This is a genomic window from Sporocytophaga sp. (assembly GCF_017745095.1).
Lineage (GTDB): Bacteria > Bacteroidota > Bacteroidia > Cytophagales > Cytophagaceae > Sporocytophaga.
In genome coordinates, this window is sequence record NZ_JAGHZZ010000002.1 from 458,544 (window position 1) to 476,089 (window position 17,546).

General features: G+C 36.9%; 10 protein-coding genes. 3 read left to right on the plus strand and 7 right to left on the minus strand.

What is annotated here, in order from left to right:
- Window positions 1-11: 11 nt before the first annotated feature.
- Together J7604_RS04750 and J7604_RS04755 are read right to left on the minus strand one after the other, a co-directional pair.
- Window positions 12-2,594, minus strand: a complete 2,583-nt coding sequence (locus tag J7604_RS04750; RefSeq protein ID WP_293891839.1) for a TonB-dependent siderophore receptor — start codon at window positions 2,592-2,594, stop codon at window positions 12-14.
- A gap of 600 nt (window positions 2,595-3,194) precedes the next feature.
- Window positions 3,195-5,780 carry a TonB-dependent siderophore receptor gene (locus tag J7604_RS04755; RefSeq protein ID WP_293891842.1) on the minus strand — a complete coding sequence of 862 codons (2,586 nt, stop codon included), beginning with the start codon at window positions 5,778-5,780 and terminating at the stop codon, window positions 3,195-3,197.
- A gap of 534 nt (window positions 5,781-6,314) precedes the next feature.
- Between J7604_RS04755 and J7604_RS04760 the strand changes: the two genes are divergently transcribed.
- Genes J7604_RS04760 through J7604_RS04770 form a run of 3 tightly spaced genes read left to right on the plus strand, consistent with a single transcriptional unit; the run spans window position 6,315 to window position 12,063 of the window.
- Complete coding sequence (locus J7604_RS04760; protein ID WP_293891845.1) at window positions 6,315-9,473, plus strand: efflux RND transporter permease subunit; 3,159 nt, start codon at window positions 6,315-6,317, stop codon at window positions 9,471-9,473.
- Entirely contained in the window at window positions 9,470-10,594 is a 1,125-nt protein-coding gene (locus tag J7604_RS04765; protein ID WP_293891848.1) for an efflux RND transporter periplasmic adaptor subunit, read from the plus strand. The genes J7604_RS04760 and J7604_RS04765 overlap by 4 nt, the downstream gene beginning before the upstream one ends.
- A 5-nt stretch (window positions 10,595-10,599) precedes the next feature.
- A complete protein-coding gene (locus J7604_RS04770; RefSeq protein WP_293891851.1) occupies window positions 10,600-12,063 on the plus strand; it encodes an efflux transporter outer membrane subunit in 1,464 nt (487 codons plus the stop codon).
- Between the two features lie 2 nt (window positions 12,064-12,065).
- Here the strand turns inward: J7604_RS04770 and J7604_RS04775 are convergent, their stop codons facing one another.
- The 5 genes from J7604_RS04775 to J7604_RS04795 form a co-directional block, all read right to left on the minus strand.
- Entirely contained in the window at window positions 12,066-12,509 is a 444-nt protein-coding gene (locus J7604_RS04775) for a hypothetical protein (protein ID WP_293891854.1), read from the minus strand.
- Window positions 12,510-12,676: 167 nt separating this feature from the next.
- Entirely contained in the window at window positions 12,677-12,898 is a 222-nt protein-coding gene (locus J7604_RS04780) for a hypothetical protein (RefSeq protein WP_293891857.1), read from the minus strand.
- A gap of 20 nt (window positions 12,899-12,918) precedes the next feature.
- Window positions 12,919-13,110, minus strand: coding sequence for a hypothetical protein (locus J7604_RS04785; protein WP_293891860.1), 192 nt, complete (start codon window positions 13,108-13,110; stop codon window positions 12,919-12,921).
- A 130-nt stretch (window positions 13,111-13,240) separates the two neighbouring features.
- Window positions 13,241-16,372, minus strand: a complete 3,132-nt coding sequence (locus J7604_RS04790; RefSeq protein WP_293891863.1) for a PAS domain-containing protein — start codon at window positions 16,370-16,372, stop codon at window positions 13,241-13,243.
- A gap of 227 nt (window positions 16,373-16,599) precedes the next feature.
- On the minus strand, window positions 16,600-17,466 hold the full coding sequence (locus tag J7604_RS04795; RefSeq protein ID WP_293891866.1) for a PorP/SprF family type IX secretion system membrane protein: 867 nt from the start codon (window positions 17,464-17,466) through the stop codon (window positions 16,600-16,602).
- Window positions 17,467-17,546: the final 80 nt, after the last annotated feature.

Genomic DNA, 17,546 nt, shown 5'->3' on the forward strand with positions numbered 1-17,546 from the left:
GCTTTCGCTTCTTACAAGCCGAATTTGTAGTTAAGTTTTACAGCAAATGAAGTTCTGTCAACACCATAAAGATCTGTATGTTCCATTGAGTTACCTGACTGCTGCCATCTCAGAGAATTGATAGACCTTGCTCCTGAAAGGATGTCGTAAGCATAAACAGAGAATGATAATTTTTCATTAGCCTGAATATTCACACTCAGATTCCATTTAACCATTAGACTGTTATGGATTCCAAGATAAGGATATTGATTATTATATGCGTAAGCAGAGCCATAGTCAGCAAGGATTGGATTGTTCTGATTAGTGGCACTATATGTATGAATATCACTACGTCCTGTTAATCCCCAGAATAATCTTGCATCTGTATGAAGTGTCAACCAGTTGGTTGGTTTGTAATCAAGATAAATCTTAGTGATGTTCGTAACAAGGTTCAGGAAGTTCTTTCCATCTACAGTAATCTGGTCACGGATAGAGTTGATACGAACCGTTGTTACAGAGTCTTTAGTAGGATCTATGTTGCTTTTCACTGGTTTTGGAGTATACTTATAAACACCATTACCAACAGATACTGAATCATAACCTTTAAACACATTCAACTGATATTCTTCATAATAATCAGCAACTTTAGTATTCGCAACTTTTGATAATACATGGTTAATTCCTAAAGTTACATTTGAAGAATTGTAACGAATATCAAGTTCAGCGTTCGTAAAGCTATAAGAGCCTGAATTAACAACTCTGAATATTTGCTGATTCCATGTAAACAGATCCTTAACTGTATTATAAGAAAGTGATGGCAATATGCTAAGGCGATTATCAAATAAAGAATGTACAGAAGTTAATTCAATTGAGCTGGATCTTTCAGGCTTCAATTTATGAAGGATTTCAGCGGTTACAGGAGGAATCGGATTTGAATTTGGCCCTGGTTTCTCATAAGGTTTTTCGTAGTGATAGTCACTTCCTGCAAATGGCTGTCCGTCATCTCCGATTGTGTTTCTGTTAAATTCATAGTTATCCGCATTACCATTGTTCGCAGAAGTCTGATAGATCAGTTTAATAACATGATTTTCGCTGGCTTTCGCAACTAAGGCAATTTTTGGAGTTACTACACCGCCAAATTGGGCAGTACGTGTATGTCTGTCGTATCTTAATCCAAATTGAGCATTTAACTTTTCTGTCAATTTGTAAATACCTTCTGCGAAAACTGCATGGTTGGTATATATAACATCAGATACAATTGGGTGATTAGCTTTCTCATCCTGAGAGTTGTAACCTGCCATATCCTTACCGATATCAAATAATCTGAACTGATACCCCACTGCAAGTTGTAATTTAGGAACAGTCTTTAGCAAGTACATTGCAGAAGCATTATATCTGCGCTCACCAAAAGTTTCAACCCTCCAAGGATGTCTGTCTGATGAATAACTATTTGCGGTTGCAACTACAGCGCTATTCATGTCTTCAAGTTGAATACGGTTTGTATTCATATCAAAGCCTGCATTCAGTATTACACTGTTATCTTTAACTGGAAGTTCGTATGAAAATTGATTAGTAAAGTTGTTTATTACATATTGTCTTCTGTTTGTGTTACCAGGTTCGATTTGTCCATAAAATCCTTTGATATTTTGCAGCTGTCCGTCTATCATTCTATCCGGAGCAAGTGAATCTGTATTTACAAAATCCGGCCATCCGTCAACAGGGAAATAACCCGATGCATTAGTTACCTGATGAGTGTAACGGCTATAATACCTGAAATTTTTGTAATTGAAATCAACCCCAAATCTATAGTTACCAGGAGTTGACCAGGCACTTCCTGAAGTTGGTACTCCATCTGCAGGAGGATTTTCCACCCACTGAGGATAAGGCCAGTGTGGTCTTCCGTATAGACGGCCTCTTTCCGTACCTATACCGTCAGACTTTCTGAAACCACCAGTAATTACAATATTTGAATGTTCATTGATCTTTTGAGCAACAGAGCCTTCATACTGATGGCTGAAATTATCGCCATTCCAGGTTCCCTGAGTAATAGATGCTTTGACTTCATCTTTCTTGTAACGCTCTGTTACAATGTTTACTACACCTCCAATAGCTCCGGAACCATAGATAAGACCAGATGGACCACGGATGATTTCAACTCTTTCAATATCTCCAAGCATACCAAGATCAAGTTCCATATTGGCTCCATCTCTAGCTTCGGTATTCATTTTGTGACCATTTACAAGGAAAATGAATTTAGTATTTCTATCGGCTGCAACACCACGCATACCCCAGATAACACCATTCCATTTATTGTACATGTATTGAAAACCGGGTACATAAATTTCAAGCAATTCGGAGAGATGTCTAGCTCCTGAAAGATGGATTTGTTCCTGGTTAATCACAGTCAAACTCAAGGCTGAGTTTTTAAGATCCAGATCCAGGAATGACCCGGAAGTTACTTTCATGTTCAATAATTCTTCCAATGAAAGTTCGAGTAGGTCTCCCTGAGCTGCTTCTGTGCTTTCGGCCGGGTTTTGACCGAAAACCTTTGTAGGTTCTAAACTTGTCAGTGACGCTATTGCTATAGCCATTCCGACAATTCTTTTCTTACTCATATTTGCTATCTGGTTAATTTTCTGATACTTGTTCGTGGTCGGTTTTTACGCTGCCCTATAGCAATGGTTAAATAGGGGTTAAACAGACGCTCAAATACCATGTAAGAAAAATTTAAATTATGTAAAAAAATAAAGCTCAAAAATTCCAAAATCGTCTTCAAAATTTCCCTGTTGGTCTATTCAGAGCTCAAATTTGAAAGGCGAAAGAAAAGGTTGTGTGAAAAAAAAAGAAAAAATAAAACTATTTCTCCGCAAAACATCATAAAAAACTGAAAATCAACATATTAATATCATATATAATTATTTCAAGGCTCCGTCAGTATTTTTTAGCTTTTGGTTCAGGATTTCAGCAATTTCAAAAAAATCTACTTTACTTTTCAATTATTTACCCAAATTTTGTTCTTAAATCCTCCTTAAATCAACAGGCGCAATATGCCTTTTTTCAAGCCTTTACAAAACATACAATTCCTTATTTTTAAAAAGTGCCCATCAAAATTAGCATTAGACCGGTTTATATTTGAATAGTTTCTGATAAATGAGTAAAAAAAATGAGTGACCCTTTCGGATCACTCTATTTAAGCTTTCCAGTCTGAATTTTTATTACAGACCAAATTTGTAATTAAGTTTTACCGCAAATGATGTTCTGTCTATACCGTAAAGGTCTGTTGCTTCCTGAGCATTATACATCTGCCCCCATCTTAAAGAATGAATTGATTTTGCACCTGCTAAGAGATCATAAGCATAAACTGAGAAAGAAAGTTTTTCATTTGCCTGAATGTTAACACTCATATTCCATTTCATTATCAGGTGGCTTTGAACCCCATAAGTTGGATATTGATTATTCCAAGCATAAGAGCTTCCATAATCTGCCTGAAGGATTGGGTTAGTTGGATTTGCCGCGCTATAATTATAGATATCACGACGACCAGTCAACCCCCAGAATAATCTAGCATCTGTGTGTACTGTTAACCAATTTGTAACTTTATAATCAAGGTAAATTTTAGTAACGTTAGATGCTAAACTTAAGAAGTTCTTGCTATCAACAGTCACCTGATCACGCACTGAGTTTACAGAGATAGTTGTTACTGAATCTTTAGTTGGATCTACCTGGCTTTTCAATGGTTTTGGGGTATATTTATAAACACCATTTCCCACAGAAACTGAATCATAACCGCTAAACGCAGTTAGCTGATAATTCTCATAATAATCCGAAACTTTAGTGTTAACAAGCTTCGACAACACATGATTAACACCAAACGAAACTTTTGAGGTATTGTATCTCACATCAAGTTCTGCATTAGCAAAATTATAAGAACCGGAATTTATAACTCTGAACAACTTCTGATTCCAAGCAAACAAATCTTTGATACTTGTATAAGAAAGAGACGGTAACACACTTAAACGATTATCTAACATTGAGTGAACAGAAGTAAGCTCAATTGAATTAGACCTTTCTGGTTTCAGCTTATGAAGGATTTCATTTGATACAGGAGGAATTATGTTAGAACCTGAACCTGGCCTTTGAGTCGGATTTTCATAATGATAGTCATTTCCTGCAAATGGTTGACCATTGTCTCCTATAGTATTTCTGTTAAATTCATAATTATCTGCACTACCATTATTGGCTGATGTCTGGTAGATTAATTTGATGATGTTGTTTTCATTAGCTTTTGCAACCAAAGCAATTTTTGGAGTTATAACACCACCTAATTCAGCTGTACGAGTGTGTCTGTCATACCTTAAACCAAACTGCGCATTAAGTTTTTCAGTCAGTTTATACATACCTTCTGCAAATATTGCATGGTTTGTATAAAGTATATTTGAAACAATCGGGTGATTTGCTTTTTCCTCCTGAGAGTTATATCCTGCCATATCTTTCCCGATATCAAATAATCTAAACTGATAACCAAGGGCGAGTTGAAGTTTCGGAACAGTTTTGAGAACATACATTGCAGAGGCATTATACCTGCGCTCTCCGAAAGTTTCAATTCTCATTGTATGTCTGTCTGCAGAATAACTGTTAGCATTTGCGACCACAGCGCTTTTCATATCCTCAAGCTGAATACGATTTGTATTCATATCAAAGCCCGCATTCAGCAATATACTGTTATCTTTAACTGGCAATTCGTAAGAAAATTGATTAGTAAAGTTGTTTACTACATATTGTCTTCTGTTAGTGTTACCTGGCTCTATTTGACCGTAGAACCCTTTAACGCTCTGTAGTTTTCCGTCTATCATTCTATCCGGAGCAAGTGAATCTGTATTCACATAATCTGGCCATCCATCTATAGGGAATAAGCCTGAAGCATTAGTAACCTGATGTGTGTATCGGCTATAATATCTGAAATTTTTGTAGTTGAAATCAACTCCAAATCTATAATTACCAGGAGTTGACCAGGCACTTCCTGAAGTTGGAACTCCATCTGCAGGAGGATTTTCCATCCACTGAGGATATGGCCAAGATGGTCGACCTAACAATCTACCTCTCTCCGTTCCTATACCGTCTGACTTTCTGAAACCGCCAGTAACAACAATGTTGGAATGTTCATTAATTTTTTGAGCAACAGAACCCTCATATTGCTGAGAAAAATTTTCTCCATTCCAAGTACCCTGAGTAGTTGAAATTTTCGCTTCGTCCTTCTTATATTTTTCTGTTACCACGTTCACAACGCCCCCTATAGCACCGGAACCATAGATAAGTCCCGCTGGCCCACGGATAATCTCAACTCGTTCGATATCTCCAAGCATACCAAGATCCAGCTCCATATTTGCACCATCCCTTGCTTCAGTGTTCATTTTATGGCCGTTTACAAGGAAGATAAATTTAGTATTTCTATCGGCTGCAACTCCTCTCATCCCCCATATAACACCATTCCATTTATTATACATATATTGAAAGCCAGGCACATAAATTTCAAGTAATTCGGAAAGGTGTCTTGCTCCTGAAAGGTGAATTTGCTCCTGATTGATTACTGTTAAACTCAAGGCTGAATTCTTAAGATCGAGATCAAGAAAGGATCCCGAAGTCACCTTCATATTCAACAATTCTTCTAATGACAATTCCAGGAGATCACTTTGGGTCGATTCCGTCGTTTCGGTCGGGGCTTGACCGAAAACCTTGGTTGATTCTAAACTTGTCAGCGATGCTATTGCTATAGCTACCCCAACAATTCTTTTCTTGCTCATACTTGCTATCTGGTTAATTTTCTGATACTTGTTCGTGGTCGGTTTTTACGCTCGCCTATAGCATTAGTTAAATAGAGGTTAACCAGCAGCAAAAATACCATGTAATAAAAAAATGTACATTTTAACACGAAATAAGCAACAAGATCACATATTCATCTTCAAAACTTATCACTCGTCTGGCAGATCTCCAGTTTCAAAGGGATAAAGAAAGGGTTGTGTAAAAAATCAATAAAAAATAAGACTATTTCTCATCACCCAACATAAAACACTCAGAAACAAAATATTATATAAAATATAATTATTTCAAGTTTCTGTCAGTATTTTTCATTTTTCACCAAATTCCTCAAAATTTCTGCACTTATTTTACCTTCACTTTTTCAATCAGTTAAACAAATATTGTTCTAAAAAATTTCAAAAAATGAACGTTGTAACATTCATTTTTTTAAAAATATTAACTTTTTCATCTTTCAGGCTAAATAAACCTTTGCATTGTCCAGAGGTTACTCCTAATGCAGAAACTTAAATCATTCCCAAATGTGGATTGTAAGATTAGCATTAGACAGGCCTTATACTTTTGTAGTAGTTTCTCTGCTGATTCTGATACTTGGATTGGTAGCCATCACTCGAATGGCGGTTGATATATTTCCGAACATCAACATTCCTGTAGTAAGTGTTATATGGAGTTACAATGGCATCTCTCCTAAAGAGATGGAGCAAAGGATTGTAACAGTATGCGAAAGGGCCTATACAACCACTGTAAATGACATTGAGCACATCGAATCTCAATCCTATCGGGGAGTATCAGTAATCAAAATCTATTTTCAACCCGGAGCAGAAGTGGAAGCAGCGGTTGCACAGCTTGCATCTAGTTCGCTTAGCTTGTTGCGAATTCTTCCTCCCGGAACTACTGCGCCTTTGATATTAAGATACAATGCTTCCAATGTACCAATTTTGCAGATCGCATTAAGTAGTAAAACATTACCAGAACAAGCTATTAATGATTTAGCTACAAACTTCATCCGCACTGGATTGGCGACAGTTCAAGGGGCACAGATTCCACTTCCATATGGAGGGAAACAACGAAACGTAATGGTAGACCTTGACATAGAAGCTCTCAATGCAAAAAATCTATCTCCAACAGACATATCAAATGCTCTTGTCGCGCAAAACCTGATATTGCCTGCAGGAACAGTAAAAATGGGCGAAAAGGAATATGATGTAAAACTTAATTCCAGCACAGATGTCATAGATGCACTCAACTTCATGCCAGTAAAGGAAGTTAATGGAGCAGTGATTTACGTAAAAGATGTAGCCTATGTACATGAAGGTTATTCCATACAAACAAACATTGTCCGATTTAACGGAAAAAGAGGCAGTTTCCTTACCATTTTAAAAGCTGGCTCCGCCTCGACAATTGACATTATAGACCGTGTAAAAAAAGCCCTTCCGAAAGTATTATCGACAGTAACCAATGAGCTTGAATTAAAATTGCTTTTCGATCAGTCTTTGTTTGTGAGAGCTTCCATAAACAATGTTGTAAAAGAAGCTGCCATTGCTGCATGTCTTACAGGACTTATGATTCTTCTGTTTCTTGGAAGCTGGAGAAGCACTTTAGTTGTTGTACTTTCTATTCCTCTAAGTATTCTTACTTCCATCATTGTATTATATGCACTTGGACAAACATTAAACATCATGACCCTAGGTGGCCTGGCTCTTGCAGTGGGAATACTCGTAGACGATGCTACGGTAGAGATAGAAAATACTACAAGGAATCTGATACTTGAGAAACCCTTGAAACAGGGTATTCTTGATAGTGCTGAAGAAATAGCCTTGCCTGCCCTGGTAAGTACCTTTTCAATCTGCATAGTATTTCTTCCTATCTTTTTTCTTTCGGGTGTCGCTCAGTCTTTATTCTCACCTCTTGCTATTTCAGTAATCTTTGCAATGATGGCTTCTTATTTTCTTTCGAGAACATTTGTACCTGTCTCCATTCAATACCTTATGGGTAAAGAGTTACATCTATATCAACCTCATCGTTATCCTGATAAAAAAATAAATTCTCCCATATGGAAAATACATAAGCGATTTGACAAAAGATTTGAACAAATGAGAGAACGCTATAGAAGAACTCTTGACAGAGCTCTTGCAGGTAAAGCTTTTGCAATCATCATCTTTCTTTGTTTTTGTATTATAAGTGCTGCTTTATTTCCATTTCTCGGAAAGGACTTTTTTCCAAAAGTTGATGCTGGACAATTTAGGCTCCACGTAAGAGTTCCCAGTGGAACAAGAATTGAGCAAACAGAAATAATATTTGGCAAAGTAGAAGACATTATTAAAGAAGTGATACCACCTGAAGAGCTGGATCTGATGCTCGATAATATGGGATTGCCCAATAGCGGAATAAACCTTGCATGGGGAGGCTATTCATCAATAGGATCCTTTGAAGGCGAGATACAGGTTTCTCTAAAGGACCAAAGTGTTCCTTCTGAAGTATACATGAAAAAAATCAGAAAGATTGTTAACGAAAGAATACCTGGACTGGAGATTAGCTACCCTCCTTCTGACATCGTAACACAGATTCTTAACTTCGGTATTTCAGCTCCAATAGATATACAAGTAGTAGGAAGAGATCAACAATCTAATTACAAAATAGCACTTGACATTGCCAATAAGGTTTCAAAAATTCCTGGAGCTACAGACGTTTATATTCCACAGGTTTTCAATATTCCGCAGGTTAAGGTAAATGTAGACCGAACCAAAGCACAACAAATAGGTTTGACCCAAAGAGACGTTGCCAATAGTGTATTAATATCCCTTTCCTCCAGCGGGCAAACAGCACCTAACTTCTGGTTAGATCCCAAAAACGGGATTAGTTATTTTGTCGCAGTTCAAACACCTCAGTATAAAATAAATTCAATAGAAGATCTGGGCAAAACAACAATAACGTCAAGTCAGTTGAAACAGCCACAGTTGCTTACTAACCTGTCTGAATTTGACAGGTCAGTTACTGCAGGTCTTATTTCTCATTATAATGTGCAGCCAGTCATTGATGTGTTCGCAAGTGTTCAGGATACAGACCTTGGAAGTGTATCTGACAAGATCAACGAAATTATAAAGGAAATAAAATCAAAACTACCTAAAGGCACTTCTATTGAAATTAAAGGGCAGGTAAAAAGTATGGATTCCTCTTTTACAGGTTTGGCATTGGGCCTGATCTTCGCCATACTATTGGTTTATCTGCTCATGGTAATCAATTTTCAGTCGTGGCTGGATCCTTTCATCATACTGCTTGGACTTCCGGGAGCTTTATCCGGAATAGCGTGGATGTTATTCTGCACACAAACACCTATAAGCGTTCCCGCACTCATGGGAGCCATCATGTGCATGGGAGTGGCTACATCTAATAGTATTCTTTTAGTAACTTTTGCAAACGACGAAATCCTTACAGGTAAAAATGCATATGAATCAGCTTTATCCGCAGGATATACTCGATTAAGACCAGTAGTAATGACAGCTTTAGCAATGATCATTGGAATGCTTCCTATGTCATTAGGATTGGGAGAAGGTGGAGAACAAAACGCTCCACTCGGCAGAGCAGTAATTGGAGGACTCATAGTTGCTACGTTTACCACTCTTTTTATAGTTCCGGTATTTTATAGTGTATTCAAAAGCAAAAAGAAAGAGATTGAATGAAGAGGCGTAAAATAAAAATAATACCGATACTCATATTGTTAGTAGTACTGGCCGGATTTTTCCTTATCGGTCTGTTACCCAAAATCAGAAATAAAAAATTGCTTAATGAGGAAGCAAATGAAAAAATCAATTCAACTCAACCTGTAATTCTGGTAAAAGCAATAAAAACGAGAGATACGACAACCATAGAACTTCCAGGTGAAGTAAGAGCCTTTAAAGAGACTCAGATTTTTGCGCGGGTAAACGGATACATAAAAAAATGGTACACAGATATAGGTACCTCTGTTAATAATAATCAATTGCTTGCAGAGATTGAAACTCCTGAAATAGATCAACAGCTTGCTCAGACCAAAGCTTCGCTGTCACTTGCAAAAGCAAACTACGACAGGATTTCCAGCGTGCGTATTCCAGGAGCAGTTTCCAAACAAGAGATAGATCAAGCAAGAACAAGCTATGAAGCAAATCTGGCTATTGTAAGACAAACAGAAGCTATGCTTTCCTTTAAAACAATTAGAGCTCCCTTTGCAGGAATTGTTACTGCAAGAAATGTTGATTTCGGAAGTCTCATAAGCCCATCGAATACTATTCCAATGTTTAAGGTAGAACAAATTGATATATTAAGAACTTATGTAAATGTTCCTCAGGTATACTCTTCTAGTATCACACCAGGTATTACTACAGAAGTTATTCTTGAAAAATTTCCTGAATATTCAATTAAGGGACAAGTAGCAAGAACGGCCGAAGCTCTGGATCCAGCAAGCAGAACTTTACTTACAGAAATACACGTTAAAAATTCCGATCTTAAACTTAGACCGGGCATGTACGTGCAAGTCCGATTTAAACCTGCACGAGAAGGTGAAGTTGTATTTATTCCTGCAAACACACTCATCATAAGAGCTGAAGGCACTGAAGTCGCCACATTGGACAAGGATAATACTGTAACACTTAAAGAGATTAAAATTGCGCGTGATTATGGTAAATTTCTTGCGATATACAGCGGAATCAATGGTGATGAATGGCTCGTCACAAACCCTACTGATAAGCTTACAAATGGGACCAAAGTTAATGTAGTTGGAAAACAACAAGCATCTTTCCTTCAAAATACAGGTGACAAAAAATAGAAGAAATGAAGGCCTGTGAACATATCATTCGCAATTGTCCTTACCCGAATCTGCTGGTATTGAGTATTTATCTTTTATTATCATGCTCCTTTCGTCCCAATAATACAAGATTAAAAGAAATTAAAGAGAGCTACGGAGGAGGAGAATGGAAAATTTATTCTTCTCAAAGATTTTCAGACACCATAAAACCCTCAAGCAATGGTGATTTTTATGCATGGTGGACCATATTTAATGATCCTATTTTAGATTCTCTGGAAGACCTTGCTGTAAGTTCAAATCCTGATATCAGAAATGCTATTGCAAGGTTAGATGAAGCAAGAGCCAATATAAAACTTTCTGCCTCAGATTTGTTTCCTGCTATACGATTTTCTCCATCAGCAACAAGAAATCAACTCTCTCAAAACAGACCAAATCCCTTCCAGGCTTCAGGAAACCAACTCCCGGGCACAATCATCAATACTTTTCAACTTCCTTTGGCCTTTGATTATGAGATTGACTTATGGGGAAAATACAGAAATAATGTACAGGCCGAAAGGTATGGCTATGCCTCTTCATCTGCAGACATGAATGGGGTTCTTTTATCCATAACCACTGATGTAGCTTATTACTATGTGTTGGTAAGAATTACGGACATTAAAATTGATATATATACCAAAGCCCTCCAAACCAGAAAAGACAATCTCATTCTTACCGAAGAGCGATATAGAGTTGGCTTAATAACTTTACTTGATCTGAGCCAGGCACAAACTGATTATCAAACTATTCAATCACAGTTTTATGATCTGCAAAACTACAGAAATGCGGCGGAACACGCACTTGCCATGCTATGCGGAGTTCCGGCTTATAGCTTTTCCCTGTCTAAAAAAAATTGGAGCATTCAGCTTCCACACATACCCGAAGGTATCCCTTCAGATCTTTTAAAACGAAGGCCAGATATACAGAGTCAGGAACAGATTGCAGAAGCGGCCAACGCTTCGATTGGAGTTTATAAAGCATACAAATTTCCATCTCTTATGCTCACAGGGTCAGCCGGCACATTGAGTAGAGATGTCAATACCCTACTTTCTTCTGAAAGCAAAACCTGGTTGCTTGGGGCAACTCTATCTTTACCTATATTTATGGGAGGAAGGAATACAGCTTTGATTCAAATCGCAAAAGCCCGGTATTTACAGACAACAGCTCAGTATGAAAGAGTTGTATTAGCATCTTTCAGAGAAGTGGAAGATGCGTTGAACACACTTGCCCAAAGAAAAGAACAATCTATTCTTCAGGATTCAATCATTAAAACTACTGAACTAACTGCAATGCTTTCAAGAGAGAGATATTCCAAAGGTTTGGTGACATACTATGAAGTGGTAAACAATGAAAGAACAGCGCTGAATGCTCAAAGCATAGCAGCACAGATTCGTGGCGATCAGTTTACCTATACGATTTACCTGATAAAAGCTTTAGGGGGCAGCTGGCGATAGTTCTAGTCTGAAATCCACAAACTTTTTATTTCTTTATAATCAGCCGAAACCTCTTTTTTAATTCTTAAAAGCACACCTATAGATGCCTCATCAGCATCCGGTGAATTTTCAATGATTTCTGTAATTTCCTCGATAGTTCCTTCTTCAGCCTGAACAAATGCATCAAGAACAGTTTGTTCTTTATTGATGCCACCATTTTCTATAGCGCTGCCAAGATCAGTCCAGATATTTTTAGAAAACGATATTTCAAGCCGATCTTCAATATTTTCAGTTCCCTGCATTTTGTTTAACTCTTCTTTTAAAATAAGAGATTTTCTGAAATGGTTATGTATTAGATCATGTACCGGACGAGCAAGAGTGAGTGAAAAAGCTTTTCTATAAGCCTCCTGTCTGGATGAAAGCATTTCATTAAGCGCATTAACAGAACTTACAGCTATATTTTTCATATAGAATATCCTCCTTTATCCAAAAACATCATGTAACCGGAAATTAGTTTGAATTATGCAAGCAAACATTCTAACGGAACTTCCGGTCACAGATTTTTCTAATAAAGGATTCCTTGTATGGAGAACAAAATGATGAAATAAGATTCAGTTCATTTAGACTCCACACATTAAATTCTTCTTGCTTCATAACCAGCATTGTGAACCAGTTCTATAATTGATTGTTCGTTCAGCTCCTCACTGGAAACAGTCAATTCAGGCTCATCCCCAAATGGCTCAACATACCAGTAATCTATACCTGGACTATTGTCAAATACAGATCTGATATCCTGAATACATGGTACACAATCTATATTAGTTTTAAATTTAAAAGTTCTTGTTCTCCCCTCCATATTGCTCTCCTTTCTTCGATTTATTCATCCTCCTCCTGCAGATCGTCAAATGAAAATTCAACACTTGATGTGTAGTTAAGATCTATTTTGAATGTAGTGGAATTGCCCCCCAGTGATTGTTCATTTACAATTGCTGATTTGCTTTTTTTCTCATTCAGATTACCTGATTCCGCGTGTTTTCCAGAGATTCTGTTTTTCTTACTCTTTTTCATTCGATCCACTTGTTAATTATACAACACTGCCACAAAAAGAAATACTTCCCTAAAAGAAAATAAAAAAATCCTGAGAAGTCATTTTAGAATAAAGACTAATCTCAGGATTCAAATGTTATGAAAGAACAAGTTAAATTTTCAGGAAAATATTAAAAACAGTGCCCTCACCGGGATTAGAGTTGACTTCAATTTTACCTCCATTATTGTCTACAATTCTTTTAACTATAGACATTCCGATTCCAGTACCTTCCACACCATAATCGATTCTTTTAAAGGGAGCAAATACCTTTGGATAGTCCTCTTTCCTTATCCCTTTGCCGTTATCCTGAATTGCAAGAAGAATAATATCTTCAGAAACAAGCTCCGTTCTGATTCCCACGACAGGCTTTCGTTCTATTGACTTATATTTTATAGCATTGGAGAGAAGATTGAACAAAATACTTCTCATATTCTTCTTTCTGAACTTAAGAGATTTGACTTTGAAGTCTTCCAGAATTATTGCTTCGCTTCCTTCTATCAAATCCTTAATGCTGTCTTTTACTTCTTCAAGTACTTCGTCCAGATTTACTTCCTGAATAAGGAAAGGATCTTCTTCTGTTTTGGCCACTTCAGAAAGGTCGCTTATTGTTTTCTTAAGAATGCTAATGGACCTTGTTACAAGGTTAATGAGGAAATTTAGTTTAACATTATTAGGATCCGGGTTTAACTCATTCAAGAGTAGCTCCATTAATGATTCTAGATTTCTCACTGGTGAGGTAAGGTCGTGAGATGCCATGTAAACAAAGTTGTCCAGCTCTTTATTTATTTTCTTAAGCTCTTCATTTTTTGTATTAAGCTGGTTATTGATATCACTTAATTTTACCTGAGCAGATGCGAAATTATTCAGCATCATCCTTTGATCATGTATGTCAGTGGAAGTCCCTACCCATTTTACATTCTTTCCATTTTCACCTTTAATGGGCACTGCTCTTGAAAGAAACCATCTATAATCGTTTAGGCAGTTCTTAAGCCTGTATTCTACGCTATATTCAGCGCCAGTAGCAAGACTTTGATTCCATTTGTAAAGCGCCTTACTCAGATCATTCTGATGAATAAAGTTGAACCATCCGTTGCCCTTCAGATCGTCAAATGGTTTACCTAAATACTCTTCAGACTTTCTATTGGTAAAAATTATCTCTCCGGTTTCATTTGTAATCCAGACAAGCTGCGGCATTGACTCGGCAAGAGTTCTGTATGTTTCTTCACTTTCAAGAAGTCTGGACTCTATGGCTTTGATTTCCGTGATTTCAGTAAGACATCCTACAATTCTAATAACCTTCCCCTTCTCATCTCTTATAACAAAGCCTCTATCAATCACATAACCATAGGTTCCATTATTCTTACAAAACTTATATTCATTTCTCCAATTTGATTCTTGAGAAAAGAATATGCAGTCAAAGCTATCGAGAATGCGGGCTCTGTCATCGGGATGTATTCTGGTCTTCCAGTAGTCAAGCCCCGCCTTGCCTTCAAGATTTTCAAAACCAAAATGCGCTTTATAAGCATCGTTAAACCAGAATTCATTAGTGATAAAATCCCAGTCCCACATAGAATCATTAGTCGCATTGGATATCAGCCTGAACCTTTCATTGCTTATGGACAAATCAAGAGTTCTTTCTTTCACTTTTATCTCAAGTTCCTCATTCAATTCCTTAAGCGCTTTGGAAATCCTCTCAAGCTGAAGCTTTGACTTTTCCAGATCCAATTCAGCTTTCTTTCTTTTGGTGATATCCATGATACTTCCTACGAGCTTTTTCTCACCTGCAGTATCGATGAATATAGTAGCCTTCATCCAGCAATAAATTTCCCTACCCATGATGGTCTTCACTTTGCATTCAAGCTCCCAGGGTTCATTTGTTTCAATGATGGTTTCAACAAAGGTCATTATGTTAGACCTATCATACTCTTCAACGCAATTTTGAATATCCTTGAAAGTAATAGTTCCTTTGGAAGGATAGTCAAACATCTTTCGCAACTCTGGAGTGACTTTGAAATTATCAGATTTTAATTCCCATTCGAAAGAACAAATATTCGCGGCTTCTTGAGATTGGTAAAGAAAGATTTGATTTTTCCTTAATTCTTCAAGGGCATCAACTCTCTCAGTATAATCTTCAAAACTTATGATACATGAATCTTCATTTCGCACTGCTGAAATCCTTAACCAATTTGAAAACCCATCTTCTCCATAATAGACTTCATTAGTACTCGCCTCTCCCGTTGTCATTACATCTTTGAACTGATCCAGAATGCCCAGTTTTGCCAGACCTGGATATTCTGCAAAGAACCATTTCCCACGTAATTCTCTAAACTTTTTATTAAGGAACTTTTCAGTAAAATGGTTAAAAAATACAGGTTGAAAATCTATAACATCTTTATCTTCATTTCTAACAGGCTTGAGCATCATAAAGCCCATCCCGGAGGAATGTACAATACCTGACAAAAGACTGTCCGTGCGTTTTCTATATGTGATGTCCTGAAAATACCCAAGAAGGCGGACAAGTTTGCCAGCTTCATTAATTACAGGCTTGGCTTTTCCCAGTATGTATTTCAGATTCTCATTAGGAGTTATAATTCTGTAATTAAAATCAATAGATCTCTTTTCTTCACGGGCACAATCAATGACTTGAATAACTTTTGAAATATCTTCGGAATGCACATAGCAAAAAAGATCCTCCAGACGTACCGGTCCCTCCGGATTAATTTCGAATATCTCATAGATCTGATTAGAGCAAAAAGTATAGCCAGTCATTATATCCATTTCCCAGCGCCCCACTCTGGCAAGCGATTCCACCTCTTCAATAAGACCATCTTCACTTAACACCTCCGCTTCTACAAAACCAGGACCAGTAAGTTGGGTAAGACATCCTATACCTCCGAAAAATTTCCCTTCATTATCTAAAACAGGAAACAGATTTCCCTTGAAATAAACTTTTTTACCAGGTTTAAAAGAATATCTAGTAAGTGGAATTTCTACTATTTCTCCATCTTTGACTTTATTATAAAAGGCAGCAAAAGAATCGGGCCAGAAAACATCATTATAACTTAGTTTCACTGCCAGACGAGGTGAATAGTCTGTCAATAATTCCAGAGATTTATTCCAGAAAAATATCTTCCCGAATTCATCAAAAGCAAATATTCCATCGGAAGACCTTTTCAGTGTTTTGATGAAGGTCTCCTTCCACAAAACTGATTCATCTATCATTATCTCGGAAGGGTTCAACATAATTGAATCTTTAAAAGATTTGTTTAATTGAATTTAAAAGACTTTAAAGATAAAAGTAAAAAAAACTCTTCGACCTTAGAGAAGCCAACTTATTAATAATTAAACACTTAAACAATACCCAAAATTAAGTATTTTAGAATACTCATAACTAAAAAGGCCTCTTATTGTTTTTTAACTATTCCAATAAAGAGTTTAACAATTCATCGAAATTAAGATTCTCATTCCTATCAGTTAAATTTATAGGCGAAATTTATCTCGATAGAGTTAAATCCATATTTTAATTTACTTAAAACACCTGTATTATAGGCAAAACAAATAAAAATTTTATCATCCCCAAGATTGGCCTCCACAGACCCAATTAAAGCAAGTCCTTCCCTGCTTCTATATGCCCCACCTAAACTGAGAATGTCATTGTAACTTCCTTCCAAGACCAAGTTTAAAAGATTTGAATTGGATGGTAAAAGCTGATACATAAAATTACCTCTCAACTTTAGTGAAGGGCTTAAGTCTTTTTCCTGCCTAAGTATAAGATTGTAGTACCTTCTTAGTTTTACATTTGACTTTATCGGATTAGACTCAGCATTGAAAACCTGCTGAGAAGAGATCCCTGTAAAAAACTTTTTTCTCCTGAATGTAATACCGAAAGCCCCGTCTGGCATCGTTGAATTACCGGACGCTGTTGCTGAGGGTGCAGAAAAATACACCTGAGTAAATCCTGCAGATAAACCTGCAGACAGTGAAGTCTCCTCTGCTAGCGGAATCACATAAGCATAATTAAAATAAGCTCTGGGCTTATTGATATAGGGACCTTCTTTTTCATTGGAAAAAAATACCCTGGCAAGATGCGCTGTATTGTTTTCTTTTCTGAAAACTTTACTGCAAGTCAGTGAATAGCTGGCAATTTTCTGGAATGCACCGGTTCTTTGTCGGTACATGGAAAAAAATTCTGCTTTGGAATCTTCCGGGACAAATCCGGGATTTACAATTGCCGTATTATTAAAGTAGGTTGTATAGTTCTCAGGAAATATGTCTGTAACCTGCGCAGAAACAGTTAGATATAAAAAAAAGAAAATATTTAAAAGATAAATGCGCATCCGGTTTTAAAATTCAAAAGTGAACATTTTAAATTATTTACCCAACTTCGTTACCTACCGTTTCCTGAAATGTATTAAAA

What these genes read in the sequence shown, in the direction of transcription:
- J7604_RS04750 (WP_293891839.1), bottom strand. Translation starts at nt 2,594, where the DNA reads ATGAGTAAGAAAAGAATTGTCGGAATGGCTATAGCAATAGCGTCACTG.
- J7604_RS04755 (WP_293891842.1), bottom strand. Translation starts at nt 5,780, where the DNA reads ATGAGCAAGAAAAGAATTGTTGGGGTAGCTATAGCAATAGCATCGCTG.
- J7604_RS04760 (WP_293891845.1), top strand. Translation starts at nt 6,315, where the DNA reads ATGTGGATTGTAAGATTAGCATTAGACAGGCCTTATACTTTTGTAGTA.
- J7604_RS04765 (WP_293891848.1), top strand. Translation starts at nt 9,470, where the DNA reads ATGAAGAGGCGTAAAATAAAAATAATACCGATACTCATATTGTTAGTA.
- J7604_RS04770 (WP_293891851.1), top strand. Translation starts at nt 10,600, where the DNA reads ATGAAGGCCTGTGAACATATCATTCGCAATTGTCCTTACCCGAATCTG.
- J7604_RS04775 (WP_293891854.1), bottom strand. Translation starts at nt 12,509, where the DNA reads ATGAAAAATATAGCTGTAAGTTCTGTTAATGCGCTTAATGAAATGCTT.
- J7604_RS04780 (WP_293891857.1), bottom strand. Translation starts at nt 12,898, where the DNA reads ATGGAGGGGAGAACAAGAACTTTTAAATTTAAAACTAATATAGATTGT.
- J7604_RS04785 (WP_293891860.1), bottom strand. Translation starts at nt 13,110, where the DNA reads ATGAAAAAGAGTAAGAAAAACAGAATCTCTGGAAAACACGCGGAATCA.
- J7604_RS04790 (WP_293891863.1), bottom strand. Translation starts at nt 16,372, where the DNA reads ATGTTGAACCCTTCCGAGATAATGATAGATGAATCAGTTTTGTGGAAG.
- J7604_RS04795 (WP_293891866.1), bottom strand. Translation starts at nt 17,466, where the DNA reads ATGCGCATTTATCTTTTAAATATTTTCTTTTTTTTATATCTAACTGTT.